This is a genomic window from Micromonospora sp. DT47, from assembly GCF_049844475.1.
GTDB lineage: Bacteria > Actinomycetota > Actinomycetes > Mycobacteriales > Micromonosporaceae > Micromonospora.
Genome location: NZ_JBNCLC010000011.1, coordinates 1 through 16654 on the forward strand (window position 1 = coordinate 1; position 16654 = coordinate 16654).

The 16654-nt window shown below is 71.9% G+C and carries 16 protein-coding genes; 8 read left to right on the top strand and 8 right to left on the bottom strand.

Annotated features, from left to right (window positions below):
• Positions 1-242 precede the first annotated feature (242 nt).
• Positions 243-860: a DUF4126 domain-containing protein gene (locus tag ACLQ2U_RS18220; protein ID WP_425751871.1), complete on the bottom strand. Its 618-nt coding sequence runs from the start codon at positions 858-860 to the stop codon at positions 243-245.
• Positions 861-931: 71 nt separating this feature from the next.
• On the opposite strand from ACLQ2U_RS18220, the gene nucS reads away from it, so the two are divergent.
• The gene (nucS, locus tag ACLQ2U_RS18225; RefSeq protein WP_425751872.1) at positions 932-1591 is read left to right on the top strand and encodes an endonuclease NucS; all 660 of its coding nucleotides are present in this window, start codon (positions 932-934) and stop codon (positions 1589-1591) included.
• A gap of 88 nt (positions 1592-1679) precedes the next feature.
• Here nucS and ACLQ2U_RS18230 read toward each other — a convergent pair whose 3' ends face one another.
• On the bottom strand, positions 1680-3179 hold the full coding sequence (locus ACLQ2U_RS18230) for an aldehyde dehydrogenase family protein (RefSeq protein WP_425751873.1): 1500 nt from the start codon (positions 3177-3179) through the stop codon (positions 1680-1682).
• A 296-nt stretch (positions 3180-3475) separates the two neighbouring features.
• Between ACLQ2U_RS18230 and ACLQ2U_RS18235 the strand changes: the two genes are divergently transcribed.
• From ACLQ2U_RS18235 to ACLQ2U_RS18265, 7 genes are all read left to right on the top strand, one after another.
• Positions 3476-3889 carry an FHA domain-containing protein gene (locus ACLQ2U_RS18235; RefSeq protein WP_425751874.1) on the top strand — a complete coding sequence of 138 codons (414 nt, stop codon included), beginning with the start codon at positions 3476-3478 and terminating at the stop codon, positions 3887-3889.
• A gap of 125 nt (positions 3890-4014) precedes the next feature.
• On the top strand, positions 4015-5091 hold the full coding sequence (locus ACLQ2U_RS18240; RefSeq protein ID WP_425751875.1) for an alpha/beta fold hydrolase: 1077 nt from the start codon (positions 4015-4017) through the stop codon (positions 5089-5091).
• Positions 5092-5220: 129 nt separating this feature from the next.
• The gene (locus ACLQ2U_RS18245; protein WP_425751876.1) at positions 5221-7011 is read left to right on the top strand and encodes a 3-hydroxyacyl-CoA dehydrogenase family protein; all 1791 of its coding nucleotides are present in this window, start codon (positions 5221-5223) and stop codon (positions 7009-7011) included.
• A gap of 41 nt (positions 7012-7052) precedes the next feature.
• Entirely contained in the window at positions 7053-7547 is a 495-nt protein-coding gene (locus ACLQ2U_RS18250) for a SigE family RNA polymerase sigma factor (RefSeq protein ID WP_425751877.1), read from the top strand.
• Positions 7544-8587, top strand: coding sequence for a hypothetical protein (locus tag ACLQ2U_RS18255; RefSeq protein WP_425751878.1), 1044 nt, complete (start codon positions 7544-7546; stop codon positions 8585-8587). Before ACLQ2U_RS18250 ends, ACLQ2U_RS18255 begins: the two co-directional genes overlap by 4 nt.
• A 52-nt stretch (positions 8588-8639) precedes the next feature.
• Positions 8640-8966, top strand: coding sequence for a hypothetical protein (locus ACLQ2U_RS18260; RefSeq protein WP_425751879.1), 327 nt, complete (start codon positions 8640-8642; stop codon positions 8964-8966).
• Between the two features lie 66 nt (positions 8967-9032).
• A complete protein-coding gene (locus ACLQ2U_RS18265; protein WP_425751880.1) occupies positions 9033-9845 on the top strand; it encodes an alpha/beta hydrolase in 813 nt (270 codons plus the stop codon).
• A 67-nt stretch (positions 9846-9912) separates the two neighbouring features.
• On the opposite strand, the gene wecB is transcribed toward ACLQ2U_RS18265, so the two are convergent.
• The 6 genes from wecB to ACLQ2U_RS18295 all read right to left on the bottom strand — a co-directional run bounded on the left by wecB (position 9913) and on the right by ACLQ2U_RS18295 (position 16560).
• Positions 9913-11049, bottom strand: a complete 1137-nt coding sequence (gene wecB / locus ACLQ2U_RS18270; RefSeq protein ID WP_425751881.1) for a non-hydrolyzing UDP-N-acetylglucosamine 2-epimerase — start codon at positions 11047-11049, stop codon at positions 9913-9915.
• A gap of 1 nt (position 11050) precedes the next feature.
• Positions 11051-12307: a nucleotide sugar dehydrogenase gene (locus ACLQ2U_RS18275; protein ID WP_425751882.1), complete on the bottom strand. Its 1257-nt coding sequence runs from the start codon at positions 12305-12307 to the stop codon at positions 11051-11053.
• A gap of 10 nt (positions 12308-12317) precedes the next feature.
• On the bottom strand, positions 12318-13043 hold the full coding sequence (locus ACLQ2U_RS18280) for a WecB/TagA/CpsF family glycosyltransferase (RefSeq protein WP_425751883.1): 726 nt from the start codon (positions 13041-13043) through the stop codon (positions 12318-12320).
• A gap of 98 nt (positions 13044-13141) precedes the next feature.
• Positions 13142-14356: a hypothetical protein gene (locus tag ACLQ2U_RS18285; protein WP_425751884.1), complete on the bottom strand. Its 1215-nt coding sequence runs from the start codon at positions 14354-14356 to the stop codon at positions 13142-13144.
• A 411-nt stretch (positions 14357-14767) separates the two neighbouring features.
• Positions 14768-15706 carry a glycosyltransferase gene (locus ACLQ2U_RS18290; protein WP_425751885.1) on the bottom strand — a complete coding sequence of 313 codons (939 nt, stop codon included), beginning with the start codon at positions 15704-15706 and terminating at the stop codon, positions 14768-14770.
• The gene (locus ACLQ2U_RS18295) at positions 15703-16560 is read right to left on the bottom strand and encodes a glycosyltransferase (protein WP_425751886.1); all 858 of its coding nucleotides are present in this window, start codon (positions 16558-16560) and stop codon (positions 15703-15705) included. The genes ACLQ2U_RS18290 and ACLQ2U_RS18295 overlap by 4 nt, the downstream gene beginning before the upstream one ends.
• Positions 16561-16654 lie beyond the last annotated feature (94 nt).

Sequence of the window (16654 nt, forward strand, 5' to 3'; positions counted from 1 at the left end):
ACCGAGGCCGCCCAGACCGTGCAGGTCTCGGCCTACCCCGACGCCTACGCCCAGTGGGAGAAGCAGGCCGCCGACCTGGTCGCCAAGCACTGGAACAGCTGAACCCGCTAACCACCACGAACGCTGGCCGGCACCCCACACCCGGGGTGCCGGCCAGCGGCGTCTCCACACACATCGTGAACAGTTGTTGTCGCTCCCGCGACAACAACTCTTCACGCAACCGGCGGGGCGTACCTGGTGGGTCAGACGCGGAAGCCGGCGGCGCGCGCGGCCTGGCGTTCGCGGCGGCGGTCCTTGCGCCTGCGCAGGAACCAGAAGAGGAAGACCACCATGCCGACCAGGAACGCCAGCACCAGCACCGGCAGGATGATCGCCACCAGGGACATCACCACGCTGGTCGCGTCCTCGGCCGTGCTCGCCACCGGCGCGCCGAAGCCCGCGGTGGTGGCGTTGACCACCGGCCGGGCGGCCGACTTGAGCAGGTGCACGCCGAACGCGATGACCACGCCGGTCACCACCGGCACCCACTGGTTCGACGAGAAGAAGCTCCCCGGGTCGCTGACCGTCACCGTCTCCGAGCTGGAGCCGGCGCCGAAGGCCAGGCCGCCGGCGGTCGGCCGGACCACGGTCTGCACCACGTCGTTGACGTGGTCGACCACCGGCACCTTGTCGGCGACGACCTCGACGGCGAGCAGCACCGCCAGGATCAGCATCACCCACCCGTTGCCCAGCCACTGCCAGCCGCCGGGCAGGTCGATCAGGTCGGTGTAGCGGGCCAGCAGACCCATGGTGAGCAGGGGGATGTAGGCGTTGAGACCCGCCGAGGCGGCGAGCCCGGTGCCGGTGAGGACTTCGAACACGATCTCAGCATCGCACCGGCACGCCAGTGCCGCTCGCTGGCGACGGCGAGGTCCTCGGCTACCCTCGTCGGGTGCGGCTGATGATTGCGAAGTGCTCGGTGGACTACGTCGGACGGCTCTCGGCTCACCTGCCGCCGGCCACCCGACTGCTCATGGTGAAGGCGGACGGGTCGGTGTCGATCCACGCCGACGACCGGGCGTACAAGCCGCTGAACTGGATGAGCCCGCCCTGCCGGCTGGAGGAGGCCCCCGGCGTCTGGCGGGTGGTCAACAAGGCGGGCGAGGAGCTGCGGATCACCCTGGAGGAGATCTTCCAGGACACCTCGTACGAGCTGGGCGTCGACCCGGGCCTGCGCAAGGACGGCGTCGAGGCGCACCTGCAGGAGCTGCTCGCCGCCAACCCGGAGACGCTGGGCGACGGCTTCACGCTGGTCCGGCGGGAATACATGACGGCGATCGGCCCGGTCGACCTGCTCTGCCGGGACGCCAACCATGGGGCGGTCGCCGTCGAGGTGAAGCGGCGTGGCGAGATCGACGGGGTGGAGCAGCTCACCCGTTACCTCGAACTGATGAACCGGGACCCGCTGCTCGCCCCGGTCGCCGGCGTCTTCGCCGCCCAGGAGATCAAGCCGCAGGCCCGGGTGCTCGCCACCGACCGCGGCATCCGCTGCGTGGTGGTCGACTACGACAAGCTGCGTGGCATCGAGCGCGACGAGCTGACTCTCTTCTGACCCGGTCCGCGCAGGACGTCCGCCTGTCCTTCGACGCGGAAGCACCAGCTGGCAGGCCGGCGGCCGGTGCGCGGCACGGGGTCGCCGGTCAGCGCCGGCCGTACATAAGCTTGGCTGCCTTGACCAGGCGGGCCACGTCGCCGGGCGTCCGCTCGAACGTCATCGACGGCAGCAGGGACCGGGCCCGGCGCCGGGTGATCGCCTTGGCCCGGCCGAACTCGCGCAGCCCGTCCTCGCCGTGGATCCGGCCGAAGCCCGAGTCGCCCACCCCGCCGAACGGCAGCGTGGACATCCCGGCGAAGGTGAGCGCCGAGTTCACCGAGGCCATGCCCGAGCGGAGCCGCCGGGCGATCGCCACCGCGTGCCGGCGACCGAAGACCGAACCCCCGAGGCCGTACGACAGGGCGTTGGCTCGGCGTACGGCCTCGTCGGCGTCGCGTACCCGGTTGATGGTCAGCGTCGGGCCGAAGGTCTCCTCGCGGACGGCGGCCGACTCTTCGGGGACGTCCACCAGCACGGTCGGGTGCACGTACGGCGGCCGCACCGCGGCCGGCCCGCCGAGCACCGCGCGCCCGCCGGCGATGATGGCGTCGTCGATGTGCCGGCGGATCACCTCGACCTGGCTCGGCATGGTGATCGGGCCGATGTCCGAGCCCTCGGCCCCGACGGTCAGCCGCTCGGCGCGGGCGACCACCTTGCCGACGAAGGCGTCGAAGACCGGGTCGACCGCGTAGACCCGCTCGATGCCGATGCAGGTCTGGCCCGCGTTGGTCAGCGCGCCCCAGACGCACGCCTCGGCGGCGGCGTCCAGGTCGGCGTCCGCGTCGACGATCATCGCGTCCTTGCCGCCCGCCTCCAGCAGCACCGGGGTCAGCGACTCGGCGCAGGCCGCCATCACCTTCTTGGCGGTGGCGGTGGAGCCGGTGAAGGCCACCTTGTCCACCCCCGAGCGGCACAGCGCCGCCCCGACGTCGCCGAGGCCGTGCACCGCGGTGAGCACCGGCTGCTCCGGCACCGCCTCGGCGAAGCTGTCGACCAGCCACTGGCCGACCGTCGGCGTGTACTCGCTCGGCTTGAACACCACGGCGTTGCCGGCGGCCAGGGCGTAGGCGGTGGAGCCGATCGGGGTGAAGACCGGATAGTTCCACGGGCCGATCACACCGACCACCCCGTACGGCTGGTATTCCAGGTGGCCGGAGAACTCGGCGAGGATCAGGCGCGACCGCACCCGGCGCGGGCCGAGCACCCGGCGGGCGTTGCGGGCCGCCCAGTCGATGTGCTCGATCGCGGTGAGGATCTCGACGATCGCGTCGGCGACCGGCTTGCCGCCCTCGACGTGCACCAGCTCGGCCAGCTCCTCGATCCGCCGGGCGAGCAGGCCGCGCCAGCGCAGCAGGCGTTCCCGGCGACCGGTGAAGCCGAGCCCGGCCCACCACTGCGCGGCGGAGCGGGCCCGCTCGACCGCCGCCGCGACGTCGGCCGGGTTGGCGACCGGGAAGCGCCCGGCCTCGACGCCGGTCGCCGGGCTGGTGGAGACCAGCCGTCCGTCCTCGATGACCGGGGTGCCCGGGACATGCACAGCCGTCATGGCGCGAGTCTAGACTCGCGCGTTACCCACGGGTAGTCCCGCGACCGGCTGTTCAGTCGTTACCAGACCGGTCGGCCGTTCAGCGCCCGGACCGGTCGGCCGGAGTTGATCGGCGGATCAGCCGGCACTGATCACCGGGCCAGCCGGACCGGGCGCCGCTGAAACGGCCGGCGCGGCCTCCGGAACGAGGGGTTGGGCAGCCCGATTCGGTGGAGGGTCTGACCGGCCGGTTAGTGGAATGGGCCACGGTGTGATGGGAGGCTCACTCCGGGGAGTTGGCGGGAAGGGGATCGTCCATGGAGGAGCAGCTGTTGCCGCTCTTGACGGTGGCCAGCGGTGCGATGCGGGGGGCGGCCTTCCGCGTCCGGTCGAACCGGCAGGTGATCGGCCGCACGCCGATCGCCAATATCGTGATCAACGATCCGCACGTGAGCCGGCAGCACGCGGCCGTCCGGCTCACCGATGCTGGCGCGACCCTCACCGACCTTGGTTCCTGCAACGGGACGTGGGTCAATGACCGGCGTATCGAGGTCGCCGAGCTGTTGTGCGACGGGGACCTGATCCGGCTCGGCCGGGTCGACCTCCGCTTCTTCGACCCCGGTGTGGCCAACACCGAACGGGTCGGGCTCTCCTTCAGCGTGGGGCGCCCGGACATCCGCCCGACCCTTCCGCTGCCGGTCGCCGTCCGGCCGGTTCTCGAGCAGCGGTAGGTCGACCGGCCGCGAAACCGCTCGGATCCGCATGTCCGTCAGGGATGCGGGCACGAAGCCCACTCCGTCCCGGGCGTCACCATGGCCCGGAGACACATGGTGCCGCGCCGGGCAAGGATGACAGCATGCCGCGGATGGAGACCGAGCAGCGGATCGTGACGGCGAACGGCATCACCCAGGCGGTACGGGTGGCCGGGCCGCCGGACGGCGTGCCGGTGCTGCTGATCCACGGCAACTGCTCGTCGGCCGCCTTCTGGGAGCCGCTGGTCCGGCGACTGCCGGCCACGCTCCGCGTCGTCGCCCCCGACCTGCGCGGCTACGGCGACACGCAGACCGCCCCGGTCGACGCCACCCGCGGGCTGCGCGACTTCGCCGACGACGTGGCCGCCCTGCTCGACGACCCGGCCCTCTTCGGCGCCGCCGACGCCCGCCCGGTGGTGGTCGGGCACTCGCTCGGTGGCGGGGTGGTTATGCGGCTGCAGGTCGACCACCCGGACCGGGTGGCCGGGCTGCTGCTCTCCGCGCCGGTCTCTCCGTACGGCTTCGGCGGTACCCGCGACGTGACCGGCACCCCGACCACGCCCGACTTCGCCGGCACCGGCGCCGGCACGGCGAACCCGGACTTCGTCGCCCGGCTGGCCGCCGGCGACCGGGGCGCGGACGCCCCGACCAGCCCTCGCAACGTGCTCCGGGCCACCTACGTGGCGGACCCGGCCTCGCTCGGCGAGGACGAGGAGCTGCTGCTGGACAGCCTGCTCTCCACCGCGACCGGGGATGACAACTACCCGGGCACGGCGGTCCCCTCGGCAAACTGGCCCGGCACGGCGCCGGGGGAGCGCGGGGTACTCAACGCGCTCGCGCCGGCGCATTTCCGGATCGCCGACGAGCTGGTCGCCGTCGCGGCGAAGCCCCCGGTCACCTGGGTACGCGGCGACGCCGACGTGATCGTTTCGGACACCTCGCTGTTCGATCTGGCGTACCTGGGGTCGCTGGGCGTCGTGCCGGGCTGGCCGGGGGAGCGGGACTGCCCGCCGCAGCCGATGGTCGGGCAGACCCGGGCGGTGCTCGAGCGGTACGCCGCGGCGGGCGGCACGTACCGGGAGGTGGTGCTGCCCGGCTGCGGGCACAGCCCGCACCTGGAGCGGCCGGTCGAGTTCGTCGCCGAGTTGCTCGCGCTGACCGACCCGGTGGCGGCGGTCTGAGGACCGTCCCGTCGGGGACGCGTGAAATATCCCACGGCGTCTCGACAACGCAGCGTCACGTGGCAGACTCCGGCGCATAACCTTAGCGGCCGTTCAAGTCGGCTGCGGAGCGAACAGGGGAGGCCGGTCGTGGCGCGCGAGTTCACCAGTGTGGGTGTGGTGGGTCTGGGCACCATGGGTGCCGGCATCGTCGAGGTGTTCGCCCGCAACGGCATCGACGTCGTCGCGGTGGAGATCTCCGAGGCCGCCCTGGCCCGCGGCCGGGCCAACCTGACCGGCTCGACCGACCGGGCGGTGGCCAGGGGCAAGCTCGCCGGGGCCGACCGGGACGCCCTGCTGTCCCGGGTGCACTTCCAGGTGGGGCTGGACGCGCTGCACTCGGTGGACCTGGTGATCGAGGCCGTCCCCGAGCACCTCGACCTGAAGCAGCGGATCTTCGCCGAGCTGGACCGGGTCTGCAAGCCCGAGGCGATCCTGGCCACCAACACCTCGTCGTTGAGCGTCACCGAGATCTCGGTCGCCACCACCCGGCCCAACCAGGTGATCGGCATCCACTTCTTCAACCCGGCGCCGGTGATGAAGCTGGTCGAGGTGGTCCGCACGGTGGTCACCTCCGCCGACGTGGTGGCCGATGTGGAGGCGCTCTGCGAGCGGCTCGGCAAGGTCGACGTCACCATCAGCGACCGGGCCGGCTTCATCGCCAACGCGCTGCTCTTCGGCTACCTCAACCACGCCGTCAGCATGTTCGAGGCGAAGTACGCCACCCGCGAGGACATCGACGCCGCGATGAAGCTCGGCTGCGGCCTGCCGATGGGTCCGCTCGCGCTGATGGACCTGATCGGCCTGGACACCGCGTACGAGATCCTGGACACCATGTACCGGCGCGGCGGCCGGGACCGCCGGCACGCCCCGGTGCCGCTGATCAAGCAGATGGTCACCGCGGGTCTGCTCGGCCGCAAGTCCGGCCGGGGCTTCTACACCTACGAGCGGCCGGGCTCGCCGGTGGTCGTACCCGACGAGCAGACGCCGGTGGCGACGGGGTCGGCGCTCGCCGATGGCGCGCGCGGCATCGCGAAGGTCGGCGTGGTCGGCTCCGGGACGATGGCCACCGGCATCATCGAGGTCTTCGCCAAGGCCGGCCACGAGGTCGTCTCGGTGACCCGGGGCGCGGAGAAGTCCGCCAAGGTCTTCGAGGCGGTCAAGACCTCGCTCAACAAGGGCGTGGTCCGCGGCAAGCTCAGCGAGGCGGACCGGGACGCCGCGCTCGGCCGGATCAACTGGTCGGCCACCCTGGATCACCTGGCCGACGTCGACCTGGTGGTCGAGGCCGTGGTCGAGGAGCTGAGCGTCAAGAAGGCCCTCTTCGCCAGCCTCGACGAGATCTGCAAGCCGGGCGTCGTGCTCGCCACCACCACCTCGTCGCTGCCGGTGATCGACGTGGCGATGGCGACCCAGCGGCCGGCCGACGTGGTCGGGCTGCACTTCTTCAACCCGGCGCCGATCATGCCGCTGGTCGAGGTGGTGCAGACCATCCGCACCTCGGCGGAGACCACCGCCACCGCCCGCGCGGTCTGCGCGGCGCTGGGCAAGACCGGTGTGGTCTGCGGCGACCGGTCCGGCTTCATCGTCAACGCGCTGCTCTTCCCGTACCTGAACGACGCGGTGAAGATGCTGGAGGCCAGCTACTCCACCGCCGAGGACATCGACTACGCGATGAAGCTCGGCTGCGGCTACCCGATGGGTCCGTTCGAGCTGCTCGACGTGGTCGGCCTGGACGTCTCGCTGGCCATCCAGCGGGAGCTCTACCTGGAGCTGCGCGAGCCGGGCTTCGCCCCCGCGCCGCTGCTGGAGCACCTGGTCACCGCCGGCTACCTCGGCCGCAAGAGCGGCCGGGGCTTCCGCGACCACACCCGCCGCTGAGCGGTGTCAACACCGGGCGCCGGTGACGGCGTCTCAGTGGTGTGACCTTCGAGGAGTACGTCAGCAGTCGCGGGCCGGCGCTCGTCCGGCTGGCCCGGCTGCTGACCGGTGACGAGCACCGGGCCGAGGACCTCACCCAGGACGTGCTGGCGCGCGCGTACGTGCACTGGCGCCGGATCGCCCGGGCCGACCGGCCGGACGTCTACGTGCGCCGGATGCTGGTCAACGCCAACACGTCCTGGTGGCGGCGCCGGTCCAGCCGGGAGCTGGCCACGGCGGAGTTCGCCGAGCGCCCCGGCCGGTTGGACCTGGGTGGCGAGGCCGCCGACCGGGACGAGATGTGGCGGCTGATCCTCGGCCTGCCCGACCGCCAGCGGGCGGTGCTCGTGCTGCGCTACTACGAGGACCTCGACGACGCGACCATCGCCCAGATCCTGGGCTGCTCCCCGGTCACCGTCCGCACCCACGCGATGCGGGCGCTCACCCACCTCCGGGAGCGCCACGGCGCCCCGACGACGAACGGGAGCCGGTCGTGACCGACCTGGATCAGCGGATCAGCAGCACGCTGCGGGAGCGCGCCGAGGGCGCGGTGGACACCAACCGGTTGACCGCGCGGGCGGTCGCCGGGGGACGGGCCCGACGGCGTCGACGCCGGGCCGGCGCGGGGGTCGCGCTGGGGCTCACGGCGGCGCTCGGCGCCGGGGTGATCGCCGGTCTGCCGTCGACCGGTCCGGCCCCGCAGCTCGCCGCGCCGGCCGTGGTGGCGGTGGCGCCGCCCCGCGCCGACGGGATTCCCGGGGCCGCCGCCCGGCCCGATCTGATCGGCTCCGACCCGCAGGTGCTGCACTTTGGCGCCGACCCGGCCCGGGTGCGCTACCTCGGCTGGGAGGTGGCGCGCGGGGTGGAGAGCGTCCAGATCGACGTCGGTAGCGGCCGGGCCGTCACGGTCGATCTGGCCCGTTCATCGGGGGCCCTGCGTCAGCGACCCGTGGAGGGGCTCCCCGGGGAGCTGGGGAACCTGGCCGCCGAAGCGGCCTTCGATGGCCGGGCGGTCAGGCTCGGCCCCGACGCCCGACCGGTCCTGATCCGACACTGGCATCCCGCCTCCGGCTTGTTCGCCCGGGCAGTGGTGAGCGAGGGAACAGCGGCGGAGTTGCTGGTCGCCGCGGACCTGCTGCGGTGGGACCAGGCCCGGCGCTGCGCCGCCCCCCTGCGGCTGACCGCCCTGCCACCCGGCGCGACGTTGGCCGGCTGCCGGGTGGACCTCGGCGCCTTCCCGCAGGCGCTCAGCGCCACGATGACGCTCACCCGGACCGGGGAGCGCTGGATGTCGGTCGGCCTCCAGTACGCGCAGGGCGTCGCGGGTGGCCGGACCGAGGGAAACCGGACGATCGGCGGCCGGGCGGCATACCTCTATCCGAAGGGTGACCAGTTGGAGCTGCTCGGTTTTCCGAAGGCGCACCTGATCGCGGACTTCGGCTGGCCGACGGTCGGCTTCACCGAGGCGGACGCGACCGCACTGCTCGCCGGGGCCCAGGTGGCCGACGATCTCACCCGGCCGGAGACCTGGCAGTGATGTCGGTCCGGCCGGCGGGCCACCCCGCCGGCCGGGCCGTAACCTTGGGTACGTGAGCCCCCGTCGCAACCGTCCCCGCCGCGAGGACAGCGCCCACCTGGACTCGGCCCGGTCGCGGCAGGGCGTGGAGTCGGTGCAGCAGTGGCGCGACGGCGAGTGGCAGGTACGCGGGATCAGCGGCGGTGGGTCCACCAAGACGTACCGCTGTCCCGGTTGCGACCAGGAGATCCGCCCCGGGGTGGCGCACCTGGTGGCCTGGCCGGCGGACGGGGTGGGTGACCTCACCGACCGGCGGCACTGGCACAGCGGCTGCTGGCGGGCCCGGGACCGGCGGGGCCCGATCATCCAGCGCGGCCGCAGCGCCCCGAGGTACGGCTGAGCGATCTGGATCACGCTGTTTCCGCCCGGACGGGCGGCGGCGGCGAGTTCGCGCCAGACTTGAGCGGTGAGCACACCGATCCGCGCGTCGTCGATCCTGCCCGGCCACCGGGAGGACATCGAGCTGCACACCGCCGACAACCTGCGCCTGGTCGGTGAGCTGGCCCGGCCGGTCGACCGGGAGCCGGTTGGCACCCTGGTCTGCCTGCACCCGCTGCCCACCCACGGCGGGATGATGGACAGCCACGTCTTCCGCAAGGCGGCCTGGCGACTGCCGGCGCTGGCCGACCTGGCGGTGCTCCGGTTCAACACCCGGGGCACCAGCAGCGTCCGCGGCACCAGCGAGGGCGCCTTCGACGGCGCGGTGGGGGAGCGTTTCGACGTCGCCGCCGCGATCGAGTACGCCGAGTTCCACGAGCTGCCGAACATCTGGCTGGTCGGCTGGTCGTTCGGCACCGACCTGGCCCTGAAGTACGGCTGCGACCCGGCGGTGGCCGGCGCCATCCTGCTCTCCCCGCCGCTGCGCTTCTCCGAGCCCGGGGACCTGGCCGTCTGGGCGGAGTCCGGCACGCCGCTCACCGCGCTGGTGCCCGAGTTCGACGACTACCTGCGGCCGGACGAGGCGCGGGAGCGCTTCGCGGCGGTGCCGCAGGCCGAGGTGGTCGGGGTGCCCGGCGCCAAGCACCTCTGGGTGGGCGATGCGGAGACGGTGCTGGACGAGATCGTCAGCCGGGTCAACCCGGCGGTGCCGGTGCCGCTGCCGACGACCTGGGACGGCCCGATGCAGACCGGCGACGTCAGCGCGTACGCCGACCGGACGGTGGCCTCCTTCGCCGACGTCCCGGTGCCCGGGCCGGAGCAGCGCTCCGCCACCGACTGAATTGCGCTCAAGATTGTGGTGCCCGGGGGCGAACGGACCCGGTGGTAGAGGTTCTGGCCCGGTCCGATCAGACGGTCGCGGTCGTTCCGCGGGCGGCACCCCGTTCGTCGGTCGGCCGCAGCCGGCCGCCGGCGGTGAGGTGGGCCAGCAGCGCGTCGGCGATGCGCTGACCCGCGCGGCCGTCCCACAAGTCCGGCATGCGCTTGGCATTCGGACCGGCCAGGACCTGCCGGGCGGTCGTCACTATCCGTTCCGGATCCCGTCCGACGAGGATGTTGGTGCCCTCGGTCAGGGTGATCGGGCGTTCCGTGGAGTCGCGCAGGGTCAGGCAGGGCACGCCGAGGGCGCTGGTCTCCTCCTGGACCCCGCCCGAATCGGTAAGCACGAGACGGGCCGACGCCTGCAGAGCGATGAAGTCGAGGTAGCCAGCCGGCGGCAGGAGGCGGATCCCATCGGGGAGACCGACCTCTTCGAGGCGGGCGGCGGTCCGGGGGTGGACAGGGAGAACGAGCGGCAGGTCCCGGGCGACCTCGGCGAGCGCTTGCAGCAGCGAACCGAGCGTGCCCGCGTCGTCGACGTTGGCCGGCCGGTGCAGCGTCGCCAGCCCGTACGCCCCGGGGGTGAGACCGTGTCGGTGCAGCACGTCGGACTCGAGCGCGCGGTCGAGGTTGGCGTACAACGTGTCGATCATGACGTTGCCGGCGAGGTGCAGTTGGTCGTCGTGATACCCCTCGGCGCGCAGGTTGTCGATTGCGTCCGGCGAGGGCGCGAAGAGCAGGTCGCTGAGCCGGTCGGTGACGACCCGGTTTACTTCCTCGGGCATGCCCCAGTCGCGGCTGCGCAGGCCGGCCTCGACGTGCGCGACCGTCACCCCCGCCTTGGCAGCGACCAGCGCGCAGGCCAGCGTCGAGGTGACGTCGCCGACCACCACCACGGCATCGGGCGCCAGCTCGGCCACGAGCGGTTCGAACGCGGTCATGACGCGGGCCGTCTGCTCGGCGTGACTGCCCGAGCCGGTGCCCAGGTGCCGGTCCGGCGGTCGCAGTCCCAGGTCCTGAAAGAAGACGTCGTTCATCGCCGCGTCGTAATGCTGCCCCGTGTGGACGAGTACGACGTCCGCGTGACGTTCTTCCAGCGCGTCCATCACAGGTTTGACCTTCATGAAGTTGGGCCGCGCCCCGGCCACGCACACGATCCGCGGCACCTCAGATCACCTCCACCGTGGCACCCCGCACCCGATGGCGGGTGTCGAGCACGTACCGGGCCTTCCGTTCGATGAGGTCGTAGTCGAACTGGTCGTGGTCCGCCAGCACGACGACCGCGTCGGCGGCGCTCAACTCCTCGGCAGTCACCTCGACCAAGGTCAGATCGGGTGCGCCGTGTACTGCCTCCACGACATGCGGGTCGGCGACGCGGACCTCTGCGCCCATCTGCCGCAGCAGTTGGACGATCCGCACCGCCGGCGACTCCCGTGCGTCACCGGTGTTCTTCTTGTACGCCAGGCCCAGCAGCAAAATCCGGCTACCCGACACAGACCGCTGCCGGCGGTTGAGCGCGTCGATGAGTCGGCGTACGACGTAGTCAGGCATGTGGTTGTTGATGTCGTTCGCCAGATCCACGAAGCGGAAACTCTGGCCGAGGGCGCGCTGCACTCGCCAGGACAGGTAGGACGGGTCGATGGGCAGACAGTGACCGCCCACGCCGGGGCCCGGGATGAAGCGCATGAACCCGAAGGGCTTGGTGGACGCCGCGTCGATGGCCTGCCAGACGTCGATGCCCAGGTCGTTGGAGATCATTGCGATCTCATTGACGAGCGCGATGTTGACATGCCGAAAGGTGTTCTCGATCAGCTTCGCCAGCTCGGCCTCCCGACAGGAGCTGACGGTGACCGTCGTGTCAACAACCGTGTCGTAGAAGGCCTTCACCTTGCTCAGTGACGCCTCGTCGACACCGGACACGATCTTCGGGGTGTTGACGACGTTCCACGTGGGGTTGCCCGGATCGATCCGCTCCGGGCTGAACCCGAGAAAGAAGTCGCTACCGGCGGTCAACCCGGAGGCCTTCTCAAGGACCGGCCCCACGACCTCCGCGGTGGTGCCGGGGTAGGTGGTCGATTCCAGCACCACGGTGCCGCCCGGACCCAGATGGCGGCCGAGTAGTTCCGCCGCTGCCTCGACGTAGGAGAGGTCCGGCACGCCATCGCGGAGCGGAGTGGGAACCGTGATCAGGGCGACCTCGAAACTCGCGCACTCGTCGGGGTTGGTGGTGGGTCGGTAGGAGCCGGCGTCGAGGACGGCGCGGATGCGGTCCGCCTGGACGTCCTCCACATACGACTCACCCGCCGCGAGCCGCCCGATCCGAACCGGGTCAACGTCGAATCCGACGACCTGGTGGCCGACCTCCGCCGCGCGGATAGCCAGCGGCAGCCCGACGTACCCCTGGCCGGCTATGACGACTCGCATGTCTGTCTCCTCAGTTGCTCTCGCCGCGCCGGGTGGGCAGGGTGGAGCGCGCCCACTCGCGGACGACCAGCCCGATGAAGGTCACGTTGGTGGTCAGGTAGCGCCGCCCGAGCCGCCGTGGCTCCTGCAGGGCCCGGTAGAGCCATTCACAACCCATGCGCTGCCACAGCCGGGGCGCCCGCCGCACGACCCCGGCGAGGACGTCGAACGACCCGCCCACGCCGTGCACGACCCGGGCGCCGGTGCGCAGGCCGTGCGTGGCGACGAAGATCTCCTTCTTCGGCGACGTCATGCCGAGGAAGAGCAGGTCGGCGCCGCTGCCCTTGATGCCGTCCGCGATGGCCGGCGCTTCGTCGTCGCGGTAGTAGCCGTGGTGGCTGCCGGCGATGAGCAGGTCGGGGTGCTGGCGGCGCACCCGGTCGATCATCGCGTCGAGGACGTCCTGGCGGGCGCCGAGGAAGTAGACCGATCGGCCCTGTTCCTCGGCCACCCGGAGCAGCGCTTGAAAGAGATCGATGCCGGCGACCCGCTCGGGTAGCGGCTGGCGCAGGACTCGGCTGGCCCACACGACCGACTGTCCGTCGGCCACGATCACGTCACAGCCGGTCACGGCCTCGTGCAGGGCCCGATCGTTGCGCATCTTGACGATCTTCGCGGCGTTGACGACGCCCACCTCGAGGAGCTCACCGCGCTCCACCGCTTCCGTGCACCGCTGCACAGTCTCGCGCAAGGTCACGGCGTCGATGGTGATCCCGAACAGCTTTCGGCGGAGTCGGGCACGCGTCCCGGCGGGCCCCTGCTGTTCAGGCTCCTGCACGGTGATCCGTTCTGCCGTCATTGCGCTCCCCACCCGGTGCGGTCGGTGGCCGGTTCGCCGGCCCGAAGGGTTCCGGCCGTACGCGGACCGACGTTGGCCCGCCAGGCGAAGAAGAGCCAGCCGAACTCGTACGGCCGGCACTCACGGTCGAGCGACGTCGGGCGGTAGATCCGGTCGATGACCGGCATCCGCAGCCCCGCGCGCGCCCGGGTGGCGACGGTGTGCAGTGCTCGGACGATCTTGCGCGGATCACCCCGGTAGACCTTCCGAACGGTGAGCCCTTCGTCGTCGAGGAGCATCGACTCACCGGAGGAACCGAGTTCCCGCGGGCCGAGCAGCCAGCGCAGCCCTCGCCGGATCGGTTCCCCGTACTCGCCGCCGCCCGCCTCGGTCAGGTCGAGCAGTGCCATCGGGCCCATGGCGTGCTGGTGAACGCTGTAGACGGGGTAGCCCTCGATGACGTCGCCGGTGCGGGCGTCGTAGTGCCACCACCACTGGCCCTCGGGGCCCTGAAGCCGACAGATCCGCTCGGCGGTCGTTCGGGCGGCGGCCAACGCCTCCGGGTCGTGCCCGGACTGGTGCAGCCGGGCGAGGGCCTGCACCGGATACACCTGGTCGGCGAAGCAGGCGACGTGGTCCCGATAGGTCCTGACCAGGCCCGGCCCGGTCGTGTGGGGAAAGAGCGGACTGCCGGGCAGCACACTGCCGAGCAGCCGCTGCCGGGCGGCGGCCAGATGCTCCTCGACGTCGGCCAGGCCGCGCGCTGCGGCCAGTGCCGACACGACCCAGGCGGCCTCGACCACGTAGGCGGGAGCGGTTCGCCGGTCGAACTCGCGCAGCCGATCCAGAGCGACCGGCAGCAGCGGGTGGGCCGCCTGCGCAGCGATCCAGCACACCAGGGCTACATCGCCGAGATTGCCACTGGTTGCCTGCCGCTTGACGAGCAGAGCGATGAAGTCGTCGATACGGTGGCCGCCCAGCAGCTCCCGATGCCGCACCTCCGGTAGCCAGTACACCCCGAGCGCGACGATCGCGGCGTAGCGCAGGCTGGTCCCGCGCGCCGCCGTCCGTACGCCGTCAGCTGTGTCGGTGAACGCGACCGTGTGCACGAATTCGTCGCGGTCTTCGCGATACATCATGGGCAGGCCCCGCGATGCGAGCGCGACGAGACGGTTGGTGAGTTCGATCGTCTGGCTGTCGAGGTGGGAGTACCTCGGCGGTGCTGACGTCATGTCGTCCTTCCGAAGGGCAGCGCAAGCCCCAAACAGGACGGCCGCCTGCGGTTGCGGCAGGAGAACCGCCCGTGCCCATGTCGTACGCGGTCCGGCGATCAAGGCGCGCGGAGCCGAGGATCCCGCTCACTCTCCGTGAGCCGGTGCGCCACGATCCGCAGAGCCGACAGCGACGCTACTGAGGACGGTGCGGCCCGGGACACATGTGACGGCAAGGCGACACTGGCGCGGCGCCCTTTTTGCCTTTTTCGTTAGGGGTTCTTCGTCCGATCAGATGTCCTCGATCTCCGGACGTACGGCCGCATCCGCCGTACCGCGATCACGTCACGGCCATTCCGGCAACGGTGGGACAGGTGCCGCGCTGGGCAGACCACGGCGCGGCACGACCGCGACCAACCGGGACGCGCCCCGTTACGGGGCGGCGCTGTCAGCCGCGGGTGGGAAGGGCAGCCGGGCCGGCCTCATCAGCGCGACAGTGGCCCGACGGCTGCGCGGGTGGCCGAGGACGGCCCGGGCGGCCTCGCGGAGGAACACCGCCGCCCAGAACAGAGCCGTCGCCGGCGGGGAGTGACGCATCCGGTAGAGCCGGACGCGGTTGACGGTCAGCAGGGTCCACAACGCCGGCGACACGCGTGACTCGCCGCCGATGTGAATCACCTCGGCACCGGCCGCCAGCTTCGTCAGGAAGCCCCGGTCGCGGGCACGCAGGGCGAACTCTGTCTCCTCTGAGTAGAGGAAGAACCGCTCATCCCACGGGCCGCAGGCGTCCAGGCACTCCCGGGACATAAGCATGGCGGCGCCCGTGGCCCAGTCGACCGTGCCGTCGCGGAAGTAGGCGTCGCGATCGACGATGGTCTCGCCGAGCGCCGGGAATCGGCCGGCCCGCTGGCCCAGGATCGCCTCGCCCAGGGCGCGGGGCACCGTCGGCTCGCGGCGCAGCGACAGTGCGACCGCGCCGTCCTCGTCAAGGATGCGCGGGACGGTGATGCCGACCCGCTCCGGCCCCGCGCCGCCGAGGTGGGTAAGCAGCGTCGCCACCGCGCCGGGCCGCAGCCGCACGTCGGGATTGAGGATCAGCACCGCGTCGTACGGCTCCGCGACGCGCAGCGCCGCGTTGAAGGCCGCGGCGTAGCCCGCGTTGCGCCCGGTCTGCGCGATTCGGCAGTGGGGCACCAGCCGCCGGGCGATCTCGACGCAGTCGTCGGCGGACGCGTTGTCCGCGACCGTCAGGTGCCAGCGCACCCCACACAATCCCTCGTCGAGCGACGCGAGCAGCCCGGGCAGTACCGCGGCGCTGTTGTACGTCACCACAACGACTGCGACCATCGGCGCGGCGCGCCCGGTGCTCATACGGCGCGGCTGCTCTCGTCGCGAAGCCAGGTGGTGAAGTCTCCGGAGTGGATCGGGCGCCTGGCGCGCCAGCGGGTCAACGCGGTGACGGCGAGGAAGACGGCCAGCTTGGGCGCCGTGGTGGGGCTCCGCGACACGACCCCCAGCAGGTCGGCACGGGTGGTGCGCGCCGCATGGACCGCCTTGGGCATGCTCCGCTGCAGTTGGGTGGTCGCGGTCACCGACCGCACCCGCCGGCGGACCAGGTCGCCGAGGGTGCGCGGAGCGTGCACGACGACGCGCGTGTCCGGCACCACGCGCCGCTCGTCGGGGGCGAAGGTCACCGACGCCGCGAGATCGTCGCCCATCACGTCGGGAAGGGCGAGGAGTCGCCGCCGGGCCTCGCGGGACACCGCGATGACGCCGCGGCCGAAGAGACCTTCCCGTACGACTGGCAGCTGCTGCCAGAAGTCGTAGTACCAGCGCACCGTCCACGACGACCGGGCGGTCGCCACGAGCCGCTCCGGCGCGACCGCCAGCACGCCAGGCTCGCGCAGGGCGGCTGCCAGGCGGCGGAGGTCGTCGGCGCCGATCTCGACATCGGCGTCGAGGTAGATAACGATGTCGCCGGTGGTGTGCGCGTCCCCCGCCCGCAACGCACCGTATTTGCCCGCGGAGGCCACCGGCACCACCCGGACCGGCTCGCCGACGGAGGCGGCCACCCGCTCGGTGTCATCGGTGCACCCGTTGGGGACGACGACGATCTCGAACTCGCCGGGCCGCGCATCGGTCACCAGCCCCCGCAGCAGTCGTCCGATGACGGCCGCCTCGTTGTGGGCCGGCACCACCACGCTGATCACCCCGTGAGTATCCATAGGAGGGTCGTGTCCCACCACCGTTTGTCGGATCCCTGTCGAAGAATGTTCGGCCGGATGGGGGTCGCCGCAGCGGCGGTGAGGTGCGGATACT